This window comes from Pseudomonas sp. CDFA 610 (assembly GCF_021147865.1).
Classification (GTDB): domain Bacteria; phylum Pseudomonadota; class Gammaproteobacteria; order Pseudomonadales; family Pseudomonadaceae; genus Aquipseudomonas; species Aquipseudomonas alliivorans.
This window is the reverse complement of sequence record NZ_JAGTPM010000001.1, coordinates 627,284-652,140: the sequence shown is the minus strand read 5'-3', so window position 1 is coordinate 652,140 and position 24,857 is coordinate 627,284. Positions and strand designations below refer to the sequence as shown.

The 24,857-nt window shown below is 63.4% G+C and carries 2 protein-coding genes (1 of these 2 cut by a window edge); both read right to left on the bottom strand.

Annotated elements, in window-relative coordinates:
* Positions 1-15,366 carry the 5' portion of an amino acid adenylation domain-containing protein gene (locus KDX39_RS02840; RefSeq protein ID WP_331462069.1) on the bottom strand. It extends 2,376 nt beyond the left edge of the window, so the window shows 15,366 of its 17,742 coding nt (coding positions 1-15,366); its start codon is at positions 15,364-15,366; its stop codon lies off the left edge, out of view.
* Positions 15,363-24,857 carry a non-ribosomal peptide synthetase gene (locus KDX39_RS02835; RefSeq protein ID WP_231659299.1) on the bottom strand — a complete coding sequence of 3,165 codons (9,495 nt, stop codon included), beginning with the start codon at positions 24,855-24,857 and terminating at the stop codon, positions 15,363-15,365. The genes KDX39_RS02840 and KDX39_RS02835 overlap by 4 nt, the downstream gene beginning before the upstream one ends.

The following is a 24,857-nucleotide window of genomic DNA, read 5'->3' as shown; positions in this document are numbered from 1 at the left end:
ATTCGGCTGCTCGCTGAAGGGGTCATCGAGGAAACGTTCGGCGGTCATCTCCGGACGGTTCAGATACCCCCGGGCCACACCGTCTCCGCCGATGTACAACTCGCCGGGCACGCCCAACGGGACCGGCTGGCAACGTGCATCCAGCACGTAAAGGCGTGCGTGGGACAACGGTCTGCCGATGTGCAGCACACCGCCGGGAGACATCTCGCCGGAGCTGGCCACGACCGTGGTCTCGGTCGGGCCATAGTTGTTGATCACCGCAAAACCGGGGTCGCGAGGGAACTGACGCAGTCGGTCGCCGCCGATCAACAGCGTGCGCAGCGTCGGATGACGCAGCTCGCGGCTGAACGCGTACTCGGCGACCGGCGTCGGCAGGAAGGCAACCTGCAGCGGCTGGGCCATCCACCAGTCGAGCAATGCGTCCAGTTGCTCGTTGCCGATAGCCGCAGGCGGTACATGCAAGGTTGCCCCGGCACACAGCGCTGGCCAGACTTCCCAGGCCATGGCATCGAAGCCGAAGCCGGCGACACTGGCGGTATGGCTGCCGACGTGCAGATCGAAGGCCTGACAATGCCAGTCCACCAGATTATTGAGGGTCCGGTGCTCGACCATCACGCCTTTGGGCAAACCGGTGGAGCCCGACGTATAGATCACGTACGCCAGACGGTTGATGGTCAGGTGCACAACCTGCGGATTGTCCGCACGCATTGGCCACTCGACGCGGTCCATTGCCACAACGGGCACGTTCAGGTCAACAAGCCGCTCCAGCAGATCGACTTGAGTCAGCACCACTACCGGCGCGCTGTCTTGCAGCAGGTAGCCCACGCGCTCGTCCGGGTGACCCGGATCGACCGGCACATAACCGGCACCGGCCTTGAGCACAGCCAGCAGCCCGATCAGTGTGTCCAGCCCGCGGCACGCCATCACCGCCACGCGGTCGTCAGGACGCACACCCAGCCCGATCAAATGATGCGCGAGGGCGTTGGCGCGACGGTTCAATTCGCCGTAGCTCAGACGCTGGTCGCCCACTTGCGCCGCTACGGCATCAGGTACCAAGGTTGCCCGGTTCTCGATGCGTTGATGAATGGTGAACGCGCTGTCAGGCTCGGTGCGCCGCACATTAAAGCCGTTCAACAACTCGGCGCGCTCGGCAGCGGGCAACAAATCCAGCGTGTCGAGGCCCATGCGTGGCGCCTGCACCAAGGTCTGAACCAGTGCTTCTACGGCACAGACCATGTAGGCACAGACACGTCGCGCATCAATGCCTGCCGAGGTGAGCGCGGTCAGGTCGAAGCCTTCGCCCAGATCGTCGACACTCAGGGTCAGCGGGTAATTGCTGCGCTCATCGGCCTCAAGCAGCTCGATACCCTGCCAGGCTTCGCTGGTCGGGGCATCGGCCGTTCCAGGCGCCGCGCTGTGACGGTAATTGAGTAATGCGCTGAACAGCGGCGCACCGGCCGGCAGCGCGCTGCAGCGTTGCGCGAGTGCCAGCGGCGCGTGTTCATGCGCCAACAGACCGCTCAGGCGGCGGTGGGCCTGAAGCACGGCCTCCTGCGCCGACTGGCCCGCGAGATCAATACGCAGCGGCAAGGTATTGATGAACACTCCCAGCGTGCGCTCCACGCCTTCTCCGCCTTGCAGCCGGCCAAGCAGAACGGTGCCGAACACGACCTTTTCACGACCGGACAACTGTCCCAGCACCTGCGCCCAGGCCAGGTGCATCAGACTGGCAGCACTGACGCCGAGCACACGCGCCTGATCTCGCACCTTGCGACTCAAGTCAGCCGTCAGTGGCTGCCTGGCTTCACCCGGCACGTCAGCGCCCGGTAACCAACCCTGGCCGTAAGGCAGGGTCGGCTCGTCCAGATCACCCAGTTGCTCGCGGAAGAACAACTCGTGCCCTTGATCGCCCTGCCCCTGCAACGTCTGGGCAATGTAATTGCGATACGGCACCGGCGCAGGCAACTGCGCTTCCTGATCGAGCAGCATCGCCTGCAGTTCGTGGCTCAGCAGCTCCAGCGCCATGTGATCCATGATCAGGTGGTGGAACAGCAACACCGCCACAATCCGTCCGTTGGCCGGATCATCCGCGTGTATCAGACGCAGCAGCGGCGCCTGCTCAAGCCCAAGAGGCTCTGCCTCGACGAGGTCATCCAGTGCCACTTCGATCACCGGCAGCGTGGCCTGGCGCCAGACCACCTGCACGGGTGTTTCCAGCCCTTCCCAACACAGTGAAGTGCGCAGCACGTCGTTGCGGGCGATCACCCGCTGCAAGGCTGTGCAGAATGCGTTCAGGCGCGCACGGTCACTGAAGGCAAAACGGGCCTGCAACTGATAGGGATCGTCGCCACCTGCGGACAAGTGGTGATAGAAGATGCCGGCCTGCAGCGGCCCCAGTGGATAGATGTCCTGCACGTTGGCCGCGCCACCCGGAACGCTGGCGACAATCAGATCGATGTCGGCCTGTTCCAGTGCCACCAGCGGCAGCATGTCCGGCGTGATGCGCGGGCAACCCGGTTCGATCGGATTGGCGGGCACCTGCGTTTGCTCGCTGTTGCCAATCGCAGCCGCCAATGCGGCCAGCGTCGGCTGCGCGAACAGGGTGCGAATATCGGCATCAAGCCCCTGACGACGCATCTGCGCGATCAGGTTCACGGCCAGCAGCGAGTGTCCGCCCAGTTCGAAGAAGTGGTCATGACGCCCCACCCGCTCGACGTGCAGCAATGAACTCCAGATCTCGGCCACGGCTGTTTCCACCGCCCCCTGGGGTGCTTCGTAATCCCGACCCGGCAGCGCGTCGCGATCCGGTACTGGCAAAGCGCGACGGTCAACCTTGCCGTTGGCCGTCAGTGGCCAGGCGTCCAGACGCACAAAGGCGCTGGGCACCATGTAGCCCGGCAACACCGCCAGCAAGGCAGCCCGCAATTCGGACACCGGGGTCGACAGCGAGCCATCGCGCTCAATGAAATACGCTGCGAGCCTTGGCTGACCGGGTTCATCTTCACGAGCGATGACCAACGCCTCTTCGATGCCCGGCAACTGGCTCAACTGCGCTTCGATCTCGCCCAGCTCGATACGCACGCCACGGATTTTCACTTGGTCGTCATTGCGCCCCAGGTACTCCAGCGTGCCGTCAGCGTTCCAGCGCGCCAGGTCGCCGGTGCGGTACATGCGCGCTTCGGAATTGCTCTGGAACGGATCACGCAGGAAACGCTCGGCCGTCAGGTCCGGGCGATTCAGGTAGCCCCGCGCCACGCTGTCACCGGCCACATACAGCTCGCCCGCCACGCCCAGCGGCACCAGTTGCTGGCGCTCGTCGAGCAGGTACACGCGGGTGTTGGCGATGGGTTTGCCAATGTCGAGGCTGCCGTCGGGCAGCAGACGTCCCGACGTCGCGACCACTGTGGCCTCGGTCGGGCCGTAGTTGTTGATCACGGCAAAGCCCGGATCGCGGTGAAACTGGCGCAGACGGTCGCCGCCGATCAGCAGCGTGTTCAAGGTCGGATGACGCAGGTCACGGCTGAAGGCGTATTCGGCGACCGGCGTCGGCAGGAACGCCACCTGCAGCGGCTGGGCGATCCACCAGTCGAGCAAGGCATCGAGCTGCTCGTTGCCCACCTCCGCAGGCGGCAGGTGCAGGGTCGCCCCGGAGCACAGCGCGGGCCAGACTTCCCAGGCCATGGCGTCGAAACCGAAACCGGCGACGCTGGCGGTATGACTGCCCGCCCGCAGGTCGAAGGTTTGGCAATGCCAGTCGATGAGGTTGTTCAGCGTGCGGTGCTCGACCATCACGCCTTTGGGCTGGCCGGTGGAGCCCGAGGTGTAGATCACATAGGCCAGGTGCGCGCAAGTCAGCCCTGCCACCTGCGGATTGTCCAGACGTTCCGGCCAGCTCGGCTGATCGAAGGCAATGACCGTCGCAGCCAGTTTCGGCACGCGACTGAGCAATGCCTGCTGGGTCAGCACCACGTTCGGCGCGCTGTCGGTCAGCAGGTAGGCCACGCGTTCGTCCGGGTGTGACGGATCCATCGGCACATAGCCAGCGCCCGACTTGAGCACCGCGAGCATGGCCACCAGCGTATCGAGGCCGCGACGGGCCATGACGGCCACGCGGTCGTCGGCGCGTACGCCAAGGCTGATCAGGTGATGGGCCAGCGCGTTGGCACGCAGGTTCAGTTCGCCGTAAGTCAGGCGACGCTCGCCGACCTGTGCCGCCACGCTCTCGGGCGTGCTGGCTGCACGGGCTTCGATAATCGCGTGCACGGTCTGCTCGTCGTCAACCGCAACAGCCGTTGCGTTGAGCGTTTCCAGCAGGTAATGCCGTTCCTGTTCGCCGACCAGCGCGATGCGGTCAAGCTGCGTCTGCTCATGCGTTGCCAGCGTTTCAAGAATCTGCACGAAGTAGTTCAGGTACCGCTTCGCCGTCGCTTCGTCGAACAGTGCCGTAGCGTAGTCCAGCGACCCGATCAGGGTTTCGCCCCGCTCGCTCAGGTTCAGCGACAGGTCGAACTTGGACACCTGACTGACCTGTTCAACCGCAGCCACCACCAGACCCCCAAGCGGTACGGCGGCGTGTTCACCCGGCATCCAGTTCAGTGTGGTCTGGAACAACGGGGCATGGGCCAGGCTGCGTGTCGGGCGAACCACTTCCACGACCTGCTCGAATGGCAGGTCCTGATGGTCCTGTGCCTCCAGCACGCGCACTTTGACCTGCGCCAGCAGCGCTTCACCGCTCGGGCTGCCCGAGGTGTCGATACGCACGGCCAGGGTGTTGACGAACAGGCCGACCAGGTCTTCCAGTTCAGTACGACCGCGTCCCGCCACCGGGCTGCCGATCACCACTTCGGCCTGACCGGATAGACGCGTGAGCGTCGTGGCCCAGGCGGCCATCAGTGCCATGTACAGCGTGACACCCTGGCGTTGCGCCAGTTTGCGCAGATCTGTCGTCAGCCTCGCCTCCAGTTGCAACGCCAGGCTTGCGCCTGCGAAATCCTGTTGTGCAGGACGCGGACGGTCAGTCGGCAAGGTGAGCAGTGTCGGCGCGCCTTCCAGCGTCTGACGCCAGTAGGCAGCCTGGTGTTGCAGGCGCTCGCCCGTCAGCCAGCGACGTTGCCACACGGCGTAATCGGCGTACTGGATCGCCAGCGGCGGCAGCGGGTCGGGCTGACCCTGGCAGTACGCCGGGTACAGCGCGAGCAATTCCTGTGTCAGCACACCCATCGACCAGCCGTCGGCGACGATGTGGTGCACGGTCAGCAGCAGCACATGACGCTCGTCGGCGACCTGCAGCAGATGAGCGCGGATCAGCGGCCCATTGGCCAGATCGAACGGTGCGACTGCCTCGGCGCGGACACACTCGTCCAGATTGCGGGGAGCGTGGCGAATGTCCTCGACGATCAGCATGGCATCGGCAGACGTGGGCACGAACAGCACTTGTGCACTGTAGCCGCTGGCCACGAACCGGCTGCGCAAGGTTTCGTGGCGCTCGACGATACGTGCCAGGGCTCGCGTCAGTGCTGTCATATCGAGCGCGCCTTCGAGGCTCAGGGCCATCGGGATGTTATAGGCCTCGTTGCCGCCGTCCATCTGTGCCAGAAACCAAAGCCGTTGTTGGGCGAACGACAACGGCATCGGCTGGTCGCGCTTAACCGGCAGAATCGAAGGCAATTCGCTGCGGGCCACACCACACAGCGCCGCAGCCACCGCAGCCAGTTCACCGAGAGCAAACAACTCGCCCAATGGCAACTCCACGCCCAGTTGCTGGCGAACCTGAGACACCATGCGCATCGCCAGCAGCGAATGCCCGCCCAAATCGAAGAAATGGTCGTGACGGCCGACTCGTTCGACCTGCAGCACCTCGGCCCAGATCTCGGCCAGTGCCACTTCGAACTCACCTTCAGGCGCTTCGTAGTTAAGGCCGAACAACGCCGAACGCTCCGGTTTGGGCAGCGCACGGCGGTCCAGCTTGCCGTTCGCTGTCAAGGGCAGCGTCTTGAGCTCGATAAAGGCTGTCGGCACCATGTAGTCCGGCAGACGAGCCTGCAAATGCGCGCGCATCTGTTCCGGTGCAAGCAGCGTGTCTTCTTCATGACTGGTGTAATAGGCCACGAGCCGCACGTTGCCGGGCTCGTCTTCGCGGGCCAGCACTACGGTTTCGCCAATGCCCGGCAACTGGTGCAGGCAACTGACGATTTCACCCAGCTCAATGCGGAAGCCACGGATCTTGACCTGATCGTCGTTGCGTCCCAGGCATTCCAGCTGACCGTCTTCCATCCAGCGACCAAGGTCGCCGGTGCGGTACATCATGGCGCCCTGCTCATCGCTGAACGGGTCGACGAGGAATTTCTCGACGCTGAGGTCCGGGCGGTTCAGGTAGCCCAGCGCAACGCCATCGCCACCGATGTACAGCTCGCCCGTCACGCCCTTCGGTGCCAGGCGCTGATGGGTATCCAGCACATAGATGCTGGTATTGCCAATCGGACGGCCAATCGGCACGCTCTCGTCGCCCTCGGACACGGCGCGCACTTCACAGGTCGTCGCGAAGGTGGTGGTCTCGGTCGGGCCGTAAACGTTGAACAGGCGCAGCCCCTGCGCCCCGCCCAACAGCGCCCGATAACTGGCCGGGTCTGCGCGTTCACCGCCCGAAAGCAGCAGCCTGAGGCCTTGCAGGGCTTCCGGGATCTGCTGCACGTATTGGTTGAACAGCGCGGTAGTGATGAACAGCACGCTGATTCGAGCATCGCTCAGCAAGGCGCTGAAGCGAACCGGATCGACCAGTGTTTCGTGGTCGACCACACACAGCTGCCCGCCATTGAGCAAGGCGCCCCACACTTCCATGGTGCTGGCATCGAACGCCGGGTTTGACGCAAAAGCGACGCGGTCATGTTCATTGAAATCGGCATAGCCATTGTTCAGCACCAGACGAGCGATACCGCGATGCGGCACACGCACCCCTTTGGGCGCACCAGTGGAGCCGGAGGTGTACATGACGTAGGCCGCCGTGTCCGAACCGTGCGCCAATTCCGGGTCGTGGTCCGGCTGGCCGTTCAGGTTCAGGCTGTCCAGATCGATACGGCGCGTCGTCGCGTTGATGGCCGTAGCGCTGCGGGTCAGTACGCAGACGGCCTGGCAATCATCCAGCATGTAACTCTGGCGTTCTGCCGGTGCATTGACATCCAGCGGAACGAAGGTCGCGGCGCATTTGCTCACGGCCAGCTGAGCGATCAGCAGTTCCACTGAGCGCGGAAGCACGATTGCCACATGGTCGTTGGGGGCGATGCCCTGTTCGATCAGGTAATGAGCGAGGCGGTTGGCCTGCGCGTTCAGTTCACCGTAGGTCATCGAGCGCCGGCCATGCTCGGCGGCCACACGATCCGGATGTCGGGCGGCACGTTGCTCGAACAGACCGTGTACAGACTGCTCACGTGGGTATTCACGACGGGTGTCATTGAACGCGCTCAGCAGTTCCTGACGCTCGGCGGCAGGCAAAATGGCCAACTGCGTCATGTCCGTGTCCGGCTGCTGTTCCAGCGCCAGAATCAGATGGGTCAGCGCTTCGTGCAGGTAATTGCAGATTCGTTGCGGCTCGATGCCCGACGTTGCCTGTGCCGTGAAACTGAAACCTTCGCCCAGATCATCGACGCTCAGGGTCAGCGGGTAGTTGCTGCGTTCCTCGGCGTTCAGTACCTCGATGCCTTGCCACGCTCGCACGGTTTCGTCATCAACGGCCTTGTGTGCCGCGCTGTGACGGTAATTGAGCAGCGTGTTGAACAGCGGAGCGCCCGCAGGCAGTGCGCTGCAACGCTGAGCCAGCGCCAGTTGCGCATGCTCGTGGGTCAGCAGACCGGTCAACCTGCGGTGAGTGTCGAGTACCGCATTGCGCACAGACTGGCTGCCCAGTTCGATGCGCAGCGGCAAGGTGTTGATGAACACACCCAGCGCACGTTCCACACCCTCGGTGCCCTGCAGACGACCCAGCAGCACCGTGCCGAAGACCACGCTTTCTCGTCCCGACAGGTGCCCCAGTACCTGAGCCCAGGCCAGGTGCATCAGACTCGCGGCACTGACGCCCAGCAGACGCGACTGATCGCGCACCCTGTGGCACAGCGCATCGTCCAGCAGCAGACGCGCCTCGTGGGGAGCATCGTCCTGCGAGGCGAACGTCAGGCCATACGGCAACGTCGGTTCCTCAATGTCACCCAACTGTTCGCGGAAGAACGCTTCATGAGCGGCATCGTCCGGGCCTTGCAGCACCTGAGCGATGTAATTGCGGTACGGAACAGGCTCGGCCAGTTGCGCAGGCTCACCCAGCAGGATGCTTTGCAGCTCCTGGCCCAGTACATCGAGTGCCACGTGGTCCATGACCACGTGATGGAAACGCAGCGCCGCAGCGATCAGTCCGGTGGCCGGATCATGGGCATATACCAGGTGCAGCAGCGGTGCCTGGGTCAGGTCCATGCGTGGCGCGTCGTCCAGCGTCTGCAGGTCAACCGCATCCACACGCAGCAGCGCCTTGCGCCACACGACCTGCACCGGGGCTTGCAAGCCTTCCCAGAAGAGCGCCGTGCGCAGTATGTCGTGACGCTCGATCACCTGTTGCAACGCACCGCAGAACGCGTCCAGACGTGTCGCGTCAACGAAGGTGAATCGAGGTTGCAGCAGGTACGGGTCGCTGTCGCCAGCGGCCAGGTGGTGATAAAGAATACCGGCCTGCAACGGCCCGACCGGGTAAATGTCCTGCACATTGGCTGCACCGCCAGGTACATGGGCGACGATGCGGTCGATGGCTTCCTGATCAACCTGCACCAGCGGCAGCAGGTCCGGTGTGATGTAACGGCAGTCTGCATCGATCCGGTTTGCCGGGATCTGCACCGCGTTGTCGGTGCCGACCGCACTGGCCAGCGCAGCCAGCGTCGGCTGGGCGAACAGCACGCGGATGTCAGCGCTCATGCCCAGCTTGCGCATGCGTGCAATCAGCGTGACGGCGAGCAGCGAATGGCCGCCCAGTTCGAAGAAATGATCCTGACGCCCTACGCGGGCGACATTCAGCAGCTCGGCCCAGAGTTCGGCGATACGGGCTTCGGTTTCGCACAATGGCGCCTCGTAGTGACGGCTCAGCACTGCGCTTGCGTCCGGCTCTGGCAGCGCGGTACGGTCCAGCTTGCCGTTGAGGCTCAGAGGCAAGGCGGCCAGCGCGACATAGGCCGTCGGCACCATGTAATCCGGCAGTTGCGCCAATACATGGGCACGCAAGGCATCGATGCCGGGCGCCGAATGACCTTCCCGGCAACTGAACCAGGCCACCAGGCGCTCGCCGTGCAGCAGCACGGCCACTTCACGCAACGCCGGATGGGCGCTGAGGCGTGCTTCGATCTCGCCCAGTTCGATGCGCAGGCCATGCAGCTTGACCTGGAAATCATTGCGGCCGAGAAACTCTAGTTGACCGTCTGCCCGATGGCGTACCAGATCGCCGCTGCGATACAGGCGATCCCCGGGTACGAACGGGCTGTCGATGAAGCGTTGTGCCTGCATGTCAGGCAGATTCAGGTAACCGCGGGTGACACCCGCACCGCCGATGTGCAACTGACCCACCACGCCCTGAGGCACTGGCTGGTCATAGTCATCCAGCACATACAGCCGGGTATTGCTGATTGCGCGACCGATCGGCAACGCCGATTCCGGAACCGGTTCATCGGGTTCCAGAGTCCATACGCTGCAGTCCACCGTCGCTTCGGTCGGGCCATAGACGTTGTGCAGACGGACCTGCGGCAGGCGCAGGCGGACCTGTGCCGCCATGGCAGCGGTCAATTCGCCACCGCCGCAGACAATGTCGGTCAGGCTGACGCAACGGGCGCTTTCGTCGAGATCTACGAACTGTTGCAGCAGCGCGGGCACGAACTGCACCACGCTGACCTGACGGTCCTGAATTTCCTGGACAAGATACGCCGGGTCACGTTGACCATCAGGGCGCGCCAACACCAGACGCAGACCTGCACACAGGGGCCAGAACAGCTCCCACACCGATGCATCGAAACTCACCGGTGTCTTGTGCAGCAGCGCGCCGTTCGCCGCTGGCGGACACAGTTGCGAACTCCACTGCACCAGATTGCACAGGCCGCGATGTTCAACCATCACCCCCTTGGGTGCGCCGGTAGAGCCCGAGGTGTAGATCACATAGGCCAGATGGCCTGCGCCCAATCCCGACACCATCGGGTTTTCGGGCGATTGCACGTTCCAGGTGCAGTTGTCCAGGTTGACCTGCGGCAGTGGGCGATCGGCAAAACGCGCCTGCGTCGTGCCATCGACCAGCAGGGCCAAGGCTTCGCTGTCGCCGAGCATGTAGGCCAGACGATCCATCGGATAGCCCGGGTCCAGCGGCACATAGGCACCGCCAGCCTTGAGCACGGCCAGCAGGCCGATCACCAGTTGCGGACCACGCTGCAGGCACACCGCGACGCGGCTTTCTGTCTGCACGCCCTGCCCGATCAAATGATGAGCCAGACGATTCGCCGCTTCGTTGAGCTGGCGATAACTCAGGCAGACTCCGGCAGATTCCAGCGCGACGGCATCCGGGGTTCGGGCAACCTGCGCTTCGAACAGCGTCTGCAAGGGTTGATCGAGTTGGAAATTCTGTTCGCTGGCATTGAACTCCACCAACAGACGACGGCGCTCCTGAGGCCCCAGCAATCCTGCTCTGGCGGGCACGGCGTGCGCATTGCCGACCATGGTCCACAGCAACTGCTCCAGGTAACCCACGTAACGGGCAACAGTCGATTCGTCGAACAGTGCGGTGGCGTAATCCACCACACCGGCAAACCCCTCGTTGGTTTCACTCATGCTCAAGGTCAGGTCGAACTTGGCGAAGGTCGGCTGATCGGACAGCGGTTGCAGGTGCAGGTCACCCAGTTGCAGTCCAAGCCCCTGACTTCCGTCCCAGGCCAGCGAGGCCTGGAACAGCGGGCTGTGGGCCAGACTGCGTGGCGGCCGCAGACGTTCCACCACCTGCTCGAACGGCAGATCCTGATGTTCCTGAGCCTGGATCACCTGAGACTTGATGCGCGCCAGCAGCGTGCTGACGTCGGGCTCACCGGACGTGTCGATGCGCACCGCGAGGGTATTGACGAACAGGCCGATCAGCTCCTCGACTTCACTGCGCCGACGATTGGCCACCGGCATGCCGATCACCACCTCGGACTGCCCTGACAAGCGAGCCAGCAATACGGCCCAGGCACCCATGAACAGCATGAACGGTGTCACGGCATGAAGCTGGCAGAAGGTTTTCAAGTCATCGCACAGGCGTGGATCAAGATGCACCGCAACGCTGGCTCCCGAATAGTCCTGACGCGCCGGGCGCGGTCGGTCGGTGGGCAGGGTCAGCAACGCAGGGGCGCCGCTCAGTGCCTGATGCCAATAATCACTCTGCTGACTCATGCGCTCGCCGTCCAGCCAGTCGCGCTGCCACAGCGTGTAATCGGCGTACTGCAAGGCCAGTGGTGGCAGCGGATCGTCCAGTCCTTGGCTGAAGGCCCGGTAAAGCGTGGTGAGTTCACGGGTAAAGACGCCCAGCGACCAGCCATCGGCGACGATGTGATGCAGGGTCAGCAGCAGCACGTGCCGGTCTTCGGCCAGGCACAGCAGACGTCCACGAATCGGCAGGTCGTCGAGCAGATCGAACGGCTGTGCGGCTTCTTCGCGAACCACACGCTGCAGCGCCTGCTCGTCCTGACCGCGCAGGTCCTGCCAGAGCAGATCCGGAACGACCGACGCGGGTGCAGCCTGTACACGAGCTTCGCCTTCCTGCTGGATGAAGCGACTGCGCAGACTGTCGTGGCGCACGACGATGCGCTCAAGGGCGCGTTTTAGCGCACGAGTATCCAGTTGACCGGTCAATTGCAGACCCAGCGGAATGTTGTAAGCGCTGTTGGCGTCTTCCATTTGCGCCAGGAACCACAACCGTTGCTGGGCAAAGGACAGCGGCACCGGCCCGTCATGACGGGTGACCTGGATGGCAGGCAGCTCGCTGCGTCCGGTGCTGCCCAGGCAGCGCGCGACGGCCGCCAGCGCGCTATCGGCAAACAGATCACCCAGCGCCAGCTCCAGCGACAGGCGCTGGCGTACCTGAGACACCATGCGCATGGCCAGCAGTGAATGGCCACCCAGTTCGAAGAATCGATCGTGACGCCCTACCCGCTCGACCTGCAGCAACTCGCTCCAGATTACCGCCAGGGCGATTTCCAGCTCGCCTTGCGGCGCCTGGTATTCGCCAGTGTTCAGTGCGTCGCGATCCGGTACTGGCAAGGCACGACGGTCGACCTTGCCGTTGGCCGTCAGTGGCCAGGCGTCCAGGCGGACCAGTGCGCCGGGCACCATGTAACCCGGCAGCACCGCCAGCAAGGCCGTGCGCAGTTCGCCCACGTTCAAGGTGGTGACATCTGTCCGTTCGGTGAAATACCCCACCAGCCTTGGCTGACCCGGTTCATCTTCACGAGCGACGACCAACGCTTCTTCGATGCCCGGCAACTGGCTCAATTGAGCCTCGATCTCGCCCAGCTCGATACGTACGCCACGGATCTTCACCTGATCGTCGTTGCGCCCCAGGTATTCCAGCGTGCCATCGGCGTTCCAGCGGGCCAGGTCGCCGGTGCGGTACATGCGCGCTTCGCAGTTGCTCTGGAACGGATCACGCAGGAAGCGCTCGGCCGTCAGGTCCGGGCGATTCAGGTAGCCCCGCGCCACGCTGTCACCGGCCACATACAGCTCGCCCGCCACGCCCAGCGGCACCAGTTGCTGGCGCTCGTCGAGCAGGTACACGCGGGTGTTGGCGATGGGTTTGCCGATGTCGAGGCTGCTGTCGGGCAGCAGACGTCCCGACGTCGCGACCACTGTGGCCTCGGTCGGGCCGTAGTTATTGATCACGGCAAAGCCCGGATCGCGGTGAAACTGGCGCAGACGGTCGCCGCCGATCAGCAGCGTGCTCAAGGTCGGATGACGCAGGTCACGGCTGAAGGCGTATTCGGCGACCGGTGTCGGCAGGAACGCCACCTGCAGCGGCTGGGCGATCCACCAGTCGAGCAAGGCATCGAGCTGCTCGTTGCCCACCTCCGCAGGCGGCAGGTGCAGGGTCGCCCCGGCGCACAGCGCGGGCCAGACTTCCCAGGCCATGGCGTCGAAACCGAAACCGGCGACGCTGGCGGTATGACTGCCCGCCCGCAGGTCGAAGGTTTGGCAATGCCAGTCGATGAGGTTGTTCAGCGTGCGGTGCTCGACCATCACGCCTTTGGGCTGGCCGGTGGAGCCCGAGGTGTAGATCACATAGGCCAGGTGCGCGCAAGTCAGCCCTGCCACCTGCGGATTGTCCAGACGTTCCGGCCAGCTCGGCTGATCGAAGGCAATGACCGTCGCAGCCAGTTTCGGCACGCGACAGAGCAATGCCTGCTGGGTCAGCACCACGTTCGGCGCGCTGTCGGTCAGCAGGTAGGCCACGCGTTCGTCCGGGTGTGACGGGTCCACCGGCACATAGCCAGCGCCTGACTTGAGCACCGCGAGCATGGCCACCAGCGTATCGAGGCCGCGACGGGCCATGACGGCCACGCGGTCGTCGGCGCGCACGCCAAGGCTGATCAGGTGATGGGCCAGCGCGTTGGCACGCAGGTTCAGTTCGCCATAGCTCAACGATTGCTCGCCGACCTGTGCGGCAATGGATTCAGGCGCGTGTTGCTCGATACGTTGGTGCAGCGTCAGGCTGCCAGCGAAATCGGACGGCTGTGGATTGAAGCGCTGCAGCAGGTGCGTGCGCTCTTCGAGCGGCAACATGTCGAGCTGCTCGGCCGAGGTCTGTGGCGATTGATCCAGCGCCTCCAGCAGATGCTCCATCACACGTTGCAGATACGCGCAGATACGCTGCGGATCAATCTGCGGGGACGTTTGCGCCGTCAGGCTGAACGCTTCACCCAGGTCATCGACGCTGACCACCAGCGGATAGTTGCTGCGTTCCTGCGCATGCAGCACCTGAATACCCTGCCAGGTCTCACTGCCCGCCTCGGCAGGCGCGCTATGGCGATAGTTGAGCAAGGCGTTGAACAGAGGCGTCGGCGCAGCGACGCCGCTGCAACGCTGGGCCAGCGCCAGGGGCGCGTGTTCGTGGCGCATCAGCGTGGTCAGGCGCTGATGGGTGGTGCGAATCGCGGTACGCAGGTCCTGGTCGCCCAGATCCAGGCGCAGCGGCAAGGTATTGATGAAAATACCCAGTGCCCGTTCGGTGGCCTCGGCCCCCAACAGGCGGCCCATGAGTACGGTGCCGAAGACCACGCGCTGACGGCCGGTCAGGCCAGCCAGCACACGCGCCCAACCCAGGTGGAACAGGCTGGCGACACTGACGCCCAGCGTGCGTGCCTGATTGCGCAGGCGCTGACACAGCAATGGGTCCAGTGCCAGCGTGAATTCACCGATGTCGCCGCCCTCTCCACTGAGGTCCTGCAGGTCGTAAGCCAGTGTCGGCTCATCAAGATCGGCCAGCATGTCGCGGAAGAACGCCTCATGCTCGGCTTCGCTGACGCCCAGCAACGCCTGGGCCACATAGTTGCGGAACGGCACCGGGGTGCCCAGCGCCTCGGCCTGTCCGGACAGGCAGGCTTGAATCTCGTGACGCACCACTTCCAGTGCGCTGTGGTCCATGGCGATGTGGTGAAACACCAGGGTTGCCTTGACGCCATCGTCGGTGTTCTGGTTGCAGATCAGGCGGATCAACGGCGCCTGCCCGAGGTCCAGCAGGATGCCTGCAGTGCTCGGCAAGGTATCGACGACCAGTTCCGCATGACGCCAGACCACCTGCACCGGCGTTTCCAGACCGTCCCAATGCACTGAAGTGCGCAGAATGTCATGGCGTGCGATCACCGTTTGCAGCGCCAGCGCAAAGGCATCCAGACGCTCACGATCGGCAAACGCGAACTCCACCTGCATCACATACGGATCACCATGGGTCGCCGTGACGTGGTGATACAGAATGCCCTGCTGCAGCGGGGCCAGCGGATAAAGGTCCTGGATATTGGCGGCACCGCCCGGTATGGCCTGGACCAGTTGATCGATGGCCGGCTGATCAAGCACCACCAGCGTCAGCATGTCGGGGGTGATGTGGGTGCAGCCGCTTGGAATGGCGTTTTCCGGGAAGGTCTGCGTGCCACGGCGGGTGGTCAGTGCATCACCTTGTTCAAGGCGCTCGATCAGTGCGGGCTTATGTTCACGCAGGCTGTCCAGCAGGCCCTTATCCGTCAGTGCGCGGCGATTGCCCTGCACCACCAGTTGACCGTCCTTGACCGTCAGGTGGATGTCATTGGCTTTCAGCGTCGCCAGAAGTTCGTTGATACTCACAGGATAATCTCCATGTTCTCTGTGATGGCTGCGTAGCCCGCCAGCGTAGGGTGCTCGAACAGTGCGCGGACGTCGGCTTCAAGGCCTTCCTGACGCAGGCGCGCGGTCAGGCTGACCGCCAGCAGCGAGTGGCCGCCCAGTTCGAAGAAATTGTCGTGTCGCCCTACGTTCTCGACACCGAGCAGTTCGCTCCAGAGTTCGGCCAGCAGGGTTTCCATCTCGCCTTCCGGCGCTTCATAAGGTCTGGACAGCAACGCGTCGGCGCCCGGCACCGGCAGTGCGTGACGATCCAGTTTTCCGTTCGGGCTCAGCGGCAAGGCATCGAGGTGCACGTAAAGAGCCGGGACCATGTAGTCCGGCAGGTCTTTACGCAGTGCATCGCGCAGGGCCTCGACTGACTTCGGCGCGCCGGTGTAATACGCCACCAGCCGCTGACCGCCCGGCTGTTCGTCGCGCACCATGACCACCGCCTGCTCGATACCTGGGTGACGAATCAGGCAGGCCTGAATGTCGCCCGGCTCGATGCGCAGCCCGTTGATTTTCACCTGGTCGTCATTGCGACCCAGAAATTCCAGATTGCCATCGGCCTGCTGGCGCACCAGATCACCGCTGCGATACAGGCGATCGCCTTCGACAAAAGGGCTGTCGATGAAGCGCTCTGCCTGGTGTTCCGGCAGGTTCAGGTAACCACGGGTGACGCCTGCACCGCCGATGTGCAGTTGACCGATGACACCCTGCGGCACGGGCCGATCATGCGTGTCGAGCACGTACAGACGCATGTTGCTGACCGGACGGCCAATCGGCAGCGTGGTCTCCGGCAGCGGCATCTGCGGGTCCAGCGTCCAGAAGCTGCAATCGACGGTGGTTTCCGTCGGTCCGTAGACGTTGTGCAGACGCACCCACGGCAGACGCAGGCGCACCTGCTCGGCCAGTGCGGCCGTCAGTTCACCGCCACCGCAGACGATGTCGGTCAGGCTGTGACACTGGCCGCTGTCCGGCAGCTCGAGGAACTGCTGAAGCAACACCGGCACGAACTGCACCACGCTGACCTGCCGCTCGCGGATCAAACGGGACAGATAAGCCGGGTCACGCTGCCCGTCCGGGCGGGCCAGCACCAGCGGCAGCCCGCTGCACAGAGGCCAGAAAATCTCCCAGACCGACGCGTCGAAACTGATCGGCGTCTTGTGCAACAGCCCGCCATGCGGCGTCGCCGGGCACAGCAGTGAGCCCCAACGCACCAGATTCGCCAGGTTGCGATGCTCCACCATAACGCCCTTGGGCGTGCCGGTAGAACCCGAGGTATAGATGACGTAAGCCAGGTGACAGGCGGTGAGACTGGCAACTTCAGGGTCATGAAGGCGTTCGTGGTTCCAGTCCGGTGCGTCCATGTCAACGCGCAACACCTGCTCGTTTTCCAGCAACTTGCGGGTCGAGCCCTGCACCAACAGCACTTTTGGCGCACTGTCTTCAAGCATGTAATGCAGTCGTTCGCGGGGATAACCCGGGTCGAGCGGGACGTAGGCACCGCCCGCCTTGAGAATAGCCAGCAGGCCGATCACCATCGGTGTGCCGCGCTCGACACAGATCGCCACCCGGTCGTCAGGCTGCACACCCAGATCAATCAGGTGATGAGCCAGGGCGTTGGCCTGCCCGTTGAGCTGTTGCCAGCTCAACTGCGCATGTTCGGCCAGTACGGCGATGGCGTCCGGCGTGCGGGCAACCTGAGCCTTGAACAGGTCCAGAAGCGTCTGCTCCGGGTCATGGGCGACGGCCGTTGCGTTGAACCCGACCAGCAATTGCTGACGCTCCCGCGCGTCGAGCACCGGCAACTCCAGCACAGGCAGATCGGGCTCAGTGTCGAGCGCATCGACCAGCCCGGTCAGCGCCTGCTGCATGTAGCCACAAATGCGTTGGGCACCCACTTTGGGCGCAACGGTCACGGACAGACGCAGGGACTCGCCCAGGTCGTCGACATTGAGGCTCAGCGGGTAGTTGGTGTGTTTCTCGCTGGCGAGAATTTCCAGGCCTTGCCAGCTGTCGCGTTGCGCGTCCTGTCTTGCCTGTCCTGCGCTGTGGCGATAGTTGAGGATGGCACTGAACAAGGGCGAGGATGTGCCCACGCCGCTGAAACGCTGTGCCTGAGCCAGCGAGGCGTGCTCATGCCCCAGCAGTGTGGCCAGACGCGCATGAGTGGCTCGTGCGCCATCGCGCACGCTGACCTCATCCAGATCCACCCGAACAGGCAGGGTATTGATGAACATGCCCATGCCGCGATCCGCACCGGCGCCCCCTTGCAGGCGACCCAGCAATACCGTGCCGAACACGACACGATCATTGCCGGTCGCGGCCCCCAGAACCCGTCCCCAGGCAAGGTGGAACAGGCTCGCGACGCTGACGCCCAGTTGCCGCGCCTGGCGGCGCAGGCGGTGCATCAGCTCGTCGGGCAGCGTCTGCTGGTGTTCTTCGATGCTGCGACCATCGCCCTGCACATCGCGCAGGCCGAACGGCAAGGTGGGCTCGTCGATATCGCCCAATTGCTCGCGGAAATAGGCCTCGTGCTCGGCCTCGCTGACGCCCAGACGTGCCTGAGCCACGTAGTTGCGATAAGGAACGGCAGGCAGCGTGGTTTCAGGCTCACCGCGAAGATGGGCGAGCAATTCCTCGCGCATCACTTCAAGCGCGGTCGCATCGACCACAATGTGATGAAACAGCAGCGTGGCAGAAACGCTCTCGCGAGACGGGTCACGGTTGTAATCCAGACGGATCAGCGGCGCGCGCGACAGGTCCATGGGGGCCGGACGGGTCAGATCGGAGACTTCCTCGACCGACAGTTCTGCATGTCGCCAGACCACTTGTTGCGGTGCTTCCAGCCCCTCCCAGATCACCGCGGTACGCAGGCTGTCGTGGCGGGCGATGACTTTGCGCAAACCCTCGGCAATGCTTTGCAGGCGAGCCATGCTGTCGAAGTTCAGACGCAATTGCAGTAGATAAGGATCATCCTGCTCAGCCGTCAGGTTGTGATACAGGATGCCTTCCTGAAGCGGCGCCAGCGGGTAGATTTCCTGCACGTTGGCAGCGCCGCCAGGCACTGTCGAAACAATGCGCTCGATGGCGGCCTGATCCAGACGCGTCAGGCTCAGCATGTCCGGCGTGATGCGTGCGCAGCCGATGGGCACGTTGTTGTCCGGCACCACGATCTCACGACCGCTCCCCACCGAAGCTGCCAGCGCCGCCACGCTTGGCTGGCCAAGCAGCACGCGCACATCGGCACTCAGACCGGCATTGCGCATCCGCTCCACCAGACTCACGGCCAGCAGCGAATGCCCGCCCAGTTCAAAGAAGTTGTCATGGCGCCCGACGCGTTCCAGGCCCAGCACCTGCTCCCAGAGCCCGGCAATGATCACCTCGATTTCACCTTGCGGCGCTTCGTAGACGGTAGCCGTCAGATCGGCGAGTTCAGGGTCAGGCAACGCTCGGCGGTCGAGTTTGCCGTGGCTGGTCAGTGGTAAGGCCGTCAGGCGCATGAACGCCAGCGGCACCATGTAACCCGGCAATTGGTCCAGCAATGCCTGGCGCAGCGCCTCGATTTTCACGTCGGTCGTCTCGGTGAACCAGGCCAGCAAACGCTCGTTGCGTACCAGCACCACGGCATCTCTTACGCCGGGCTGACTGGCAAGCGCCGTCTCGATCTCGCCCAGCTCGATGCGCATGCCGCGAATCTTGACTTGATCGTCGTTGCGGCCCACGTAATCCAGCGTGCCATCGTTGTTCCAACGCACCAGATCGCCGCTGCGATACATCCGTGCCTGAGTATCAGCGCAGAACGGATCGGCAATGAATCGTTCTTCGGTCAAGTCCGTGCGATTCAGATAGCCACGGGCAACGCCCGCGCCCGCGATATACAGCTCGCCGATCACCCCGACCGGCACTGGTTGCCGTTGCTCGTCCAGCACATAGAGACGTGTGTTGGCCACCGGACCGCCAATGTGCAACTGCGCCCCCGGAATCACCCGACCCGAAGTCGCGACAACAGTGGTCTCCGTCGGCCCATAGTTGTTGATGACCGCAAACCCGGGGTCCCTGTCGAACTGCCGCAAGCGGTCGCCGCCGATCAACAGCGTGCGCAGGGTCGGGTGCTGACGTGTGCGGGCGAACGCCTGTTCGGCAACCGGGGTTGGCAGAAAACTGACCTGAAGCGGTTGCGCCAGCCACCAGTCGAGCAACTCATCAACCTGTTCGTTGGCGACCTCGGCAGGTGGCACATGCAACACAGCGCCGGTACAGAGCGCCGGCCAGACTTCCCAGGCCATGGCGTCGAAGCCGAAACCGGCAACCGTACTGGTGTGGCTGCCTGCGTGCAGGTCAAACGCCTGGCAGTGCCAATGCACCAGATTATTCAAGGTGCGATGTTCGACCATCACACCCTTGGGCTGGCCGGTAGAGCCTGAAGTGTAAATGACATAGGCCAGATGACGGTCGTTGAGCTCCGCAACCTGTGGATTGCTGTTGGGGGCGTCGTGCCAGAGTCCGAGGTCAAGATTCACCTGATGCACGTCGCCCACCAGAATTGCGGTCGAATGTTCGGTCACGACGGCGCGTGGCGCGCTGTCTTCCAGCAGATAGGCGATGCGGTCGGCAGGGTACGCCGGGTCTATCGGAACGTAGGCGGCTCCAGCCTTGAGAATGGCCAGCATGCCGACCACACGGCCCGAACCTCGACGCAGACACAACGCGACACGCTCGTCCGGCTTCACGCCCAGGCGGATCAAATGGTGTGCAAGGCGGTTGGCCCGCTGGTTGAGTTCAGCGTAAGTCAGGACCTCGTCACCCTGCACAACGGCCTGAGCCTGCGGCTGACTTGCTGCGCGGGCTTCGACCTGTGCATGCACCGTCACACCTTCGACAAAGCCACGTGCACTGGCATTGAACGCCATCAGCACCCGTTCACGCTCAGCCGTTTCCAGAATCGACAGGCTTTCCAGCGGCTCGGGCAAGCCCTGTTCCAGCGCTTGCACCAGTTGTGTCACAGCGTTGCTCATCCAGCCTGCAATGCGCTCGGCGCCCATGCCATGCCGCGCAAGCACATGCAGGTCGAACCCGTCGCCCAGGTCGTCCACGCTCAGGGTCAACGGGTAGTTACTGCGCACTTCACCGCCCAGCACGCGCACGCCCTGCCACACACCTTCGCCGTCGCGAGGCCGGACTTCGGCGCTGTGGCGGTAGTTGAGCAAGGCGCTGAACAGCGGTGAGCCTGAAGCGACGCCGCTGCAGCGCTGAGCCAGCACCAGCGATGCCTGTTCATGGGCAATCAGGGCCGAGAGTCGAGAGTGCACGGTCTTTACTGCATGACGGGCGTTGCTCGTGGTGTCGACGCGCAAAGGCAAGGTATTGATGAATACACCCAGCGCCCGGTCTGCGCCCTCGCCGCCTTGCATGCGACCCAGCAGCACCGTGCCGAAGACCACGTCACGTCGATTGGCAATGACACCCAGCACGCGCGCCCAGGCGGCGTGCATCAGGCTCGCCGCGCTGACACCTTGCTGCCGGGCCTGCTCGCGCAAGCGAAGCGCCAACTCGCTGTCGAGTACCCGTCGGGCCTGCTCGACATCACCGCCGTCGGAACGAACATCCTGCACCCCGAACGGCAGGGTCGGCTCGTCTACATCACCCAGCATGTCGCTGAAAAACGCTTCGTGTCGCGCGTCGTCATTGGCCATGCGCACATGCGCCACGTAATTACGGTACGGCACCGGAGCGGCCAGAGTCGTCTGGCGATCGAGCAGCAACGCTTCCATTTCCCGCGTGGCGATTTCCATCGCGGCGTTGTCGAGCACCAGATGGTGGAACAACAGCACGGCGGCGACTTCACCGTTGACCGGGTCATGGGTGTAAGCCAGGCGCATCAATGGCGCCTGGGAAAGGTCCAGGCGATGATGACGGGCGTCGAACCGCTGGTGCAGACGATCCATCACAGAATTGGCAACGTTTTCATCAGCAGCGGTCTCGCTGTCGAGGTTGACCTGCTGGACCACCAGGTCAGCCTTGCGCCAGACCACCTGCTGGGCGCTCTCAAGCCCTTTCCAGGCTACAGCGGTGCGCAGAATGTCGTGACGATCAATGACCTGTTGCAACGCATCGGCCCAGGCGTGCAGACGCTCCGGGCTGTCAAATGCCAGACGCCATTGCAGCAGATAGGGATCGCCCTGCTCCGCAGACAGATGGTGATAGAGAATGCCTTCCTGAAGCGGTGCCAGCGGATAGATTTCCTGCACATTGGCAGCGCCGCCCGGAACACTGGCGACGATACGGTCTATCGCGGATTGATCGAGACGTGTCAGGCTCAGCATCTGCGGGGTGATACGCTCACAACCCGGTGGCACCGCGTTGGGCGGCACGGCCTGTTCGCGAAGCTCGGTACGGCTCGCCGCCAGCGCAGCAACAGTGGGTTGCGAAAGCAACACATGCACATCGGCATTGACCCCGGCAGCGCGCAGTTGCTCTACCAGCTTGATCGCGAGCAACGAATGGCCGCCCAGTTCGAAAAAGTTGTCATGCCGCCCTACCCGTTCAACGCCCAGTACCTGCGCCCACACAGCCGCAATGGCGACTTCGGCTTCACCTTTCGGTGTTTCGTAAGCCTGGCCCAGCAGGCTGGCAGGGTCGGGATTCGGTAACGCACGGCGGTCAAGCTTGCCGTTACCGGTCAGTGGCAGAACGTCCAGTCGGGTAAACGCGCGCGGCACCATATAAGCCGGCAATCTGGCGCGCAGGGTCTGGCGCAGTTCGTCCGTGTCCACGCTCGAGGTTTCGGTAAACCACGCCAGAAGCTGCTCATCGCGCACCAGCACCACGGCTTCCTTGACGCCGGTCTGGCTGACGATCACCGCTTCGATTTCACCCGGTTCGATACGCATGCCGCGAATCTTGACCTGATCATCGTTACGGCCCTGATAATCAAGCGTGCCGTCGGCATTCCAGCGCACCAGATCGCCGCTGCGGTACATCCGCGCCTGCGCGTCCTGGCTGAACGGGTCGGCCAGAAAGCGCTCTTCGGTCATTTCAGGACGGTTGAGATAGCCTCGCGCAACACCCGAACCACCGATGTACAGCTCACCTGTCACACCAATAGGCAACGGCTGCAGACGCTCGTCCAGCACGTAGACCCGTGTGTTGGCGATCGGACCGCCAATGTGCAGCGATGCGCCTGCCCGCACCTGCCCAGAGGTGGCAACCACCGTGGTTTCGGTCGGGCCATAGTTGTTGACCACCGCGTATCGGCGGTTTTCGGCAAACTGACGAAGACGGTCGCCGCCGATCAACAGGGTCCGCAGCGTCGGGTGGTCTTCGTCCAGGCTGAACGCGTATTCGGCGACCGGTGTCGGTAAAAAGCTGACGTCCAGTGGCTGTTTCAACCACCAGCGCAGCATCGCATCGACGTCATCGCCGCTTTCCTGAACCGGTGCCATATGCAGGGTTGCACCCGCACACAGGGTCGGCCAGATCTCCCAGGCCATCGCATCGAAACCAAAGCCTGCCAGACACGACGCATGCCCGCCTGCGGTCAGCTTGAACGCCTCGCAGTGCCAGTCCACCAGGTTGGCCAGCATCCGGTGTTCCACCATGACGCCCTTGGGTTGGCCGGTGGAGCCTGAGGTGTAAATCACATAGGCCAGATGGCTGCTGCGCAGCGAAACAATGTTGGGCTTGATGTCGGAACCACGGTCTTCATGGCAGTCGTCCAGTTCGATCACTGGCTGGGTCAGTGTCGGTAGACGCTCGCGCAGGTTCGCCCGCGTGAGCACCACCGACGGCGCGCTGTCGCTGAGCAGATAGGCCAGTCGCTCGCGAGGATGCGCGGGATCGATGGGGACGTAAGCTGCACCGGCTTTCAGAATGGCGAGCAGGCTGACCAGTGTGTCCAGTCCGCGACGCGAAACCACCGCGACCCGGTCGTCTGGCACGATGCCTGACTCGATCAAACGTCGCGCAAGGCTGTTGGCACTTCGGTTGAGTTGGCTATAGGTCAGGCGCTGTCCATCAAAAATCGCCGCCACCGCTTCCGGACAATTCCGGGCATGCTGTTCGATGCGGTGGTGAATCAGCGGTTGCCTGGCCGACACGGTGTCGGTGTCATTCCAACGGCTCATTTGTCGGCGTTCGGCAGGTGTCAGCACGTCGAACGCACTGGCCTGCAATGCAGGATTTTCCAGCGCCTGCTCGATCACTTGCAGCAGCCGCTCGCCGATTGCCCGGGCTTCGGCATCATCGAACCAGGCGCGGTGATAGACCACGTGCAGCGAGGCCTGATCGCTGAAGCGGTTGGTGCGCATGTGCAAGGCCAAGGGCGTCGGCTCATAGCCATTGGAGACTTTCACGGCCTGCGCCGGAATATCACCGAAACGGTAGTCATGGTTGTCTTGCTCGTAGGACACCGACACTTCGAACAACTGCGCCCGGTCTTCACGGGACACGCTCAGGGTGCGGTTGAGTTCGCTCAACGGAAAACGCTGGTGACGGAAATCGCGCTTGAGGCTGTCACGCACTTCGGTGACCAGCGCCGAGAAATCGAGATCTTGCGCGAAGGCCATGCGCACGGCGCTGACCTGAGCGAAATGCCCCAGTGTCGCCTTGAAGCGTGCGCCCGTGCGGTTGAGCAATGGCAAGCCGACCACCCAATCGTCGCGCTGTGCCGTGCGGGTGAGGTAGACGTGCAGCGCAGCCAGCAGCACATGAAACGCCGACGCACCGCAGCGCTCGGCAAACTGGTTCATGCGCGTGTGCAACGCGGCCGGGAACGCCAGTACACAACTATGGGACGGTGCCGGGTCGGTGGACCTGCGGTTGTGGTAACGCGACACCAGCAGCGGCTCCGGCAGATCCCGGTACTTGTCCAGCCAGTAGGCCTTGTCCCGTTCATAACGGGGCGAATCGTGATAGCGCGCATCATCGTTGATGAAGTCGCTGTAGGACGGCCCCAGAAGATCAAGGCTGTCGCCTTCGGCGAGCGCGGTGTATTGCTCGGCCAGCGACTTGATCAGTTGCCCGAAACCCCAGCCATCGAGAATCAGGTGATGCGCCTGAATGCCCAGCCAGTATTGACCCTCATCCAGAAGCACCAGGCACAAGCGAAACAGCGGACCGCCATCCAGGGCATAAGGGCACTGCATCTGCTCGCGTATCAACGTCTCTGCGGCAGTGATTCGATCAGTGGCGTCGCGAAGATCGTGTAGCGGCATGGACACAGGGATGAAGTCGGCGTAGCGCTGCATCGGCAAACCGTCGGCACCGGCCCCCGGCAACAGGACCGTACGCAAGCCCTCATGCGTCGCCACAAGCTGCTCGAACGCATGCTGCAACAGGGTTTTATCGACATGGCCGACCAGCTTGACGTAGCCGCCAATGTTATACAGAGGCGAGTCGCCACGGCTGATCTGGTCCAGCCAGATGTCACGCTGGGCAGCGGTCAGAGGGAACAAATCAGTGGCCGACAT

What these genes read in the sequence shown, in the direction of transcription:
- KDX39_RS02835 (WP_231659299.1), bottom strand. Translation starts at nt 24,857, where the DNA reads ATGTCGGCCACTGATTTGTTCCCTCTGACCGCTGCCCAGCGTGACATC.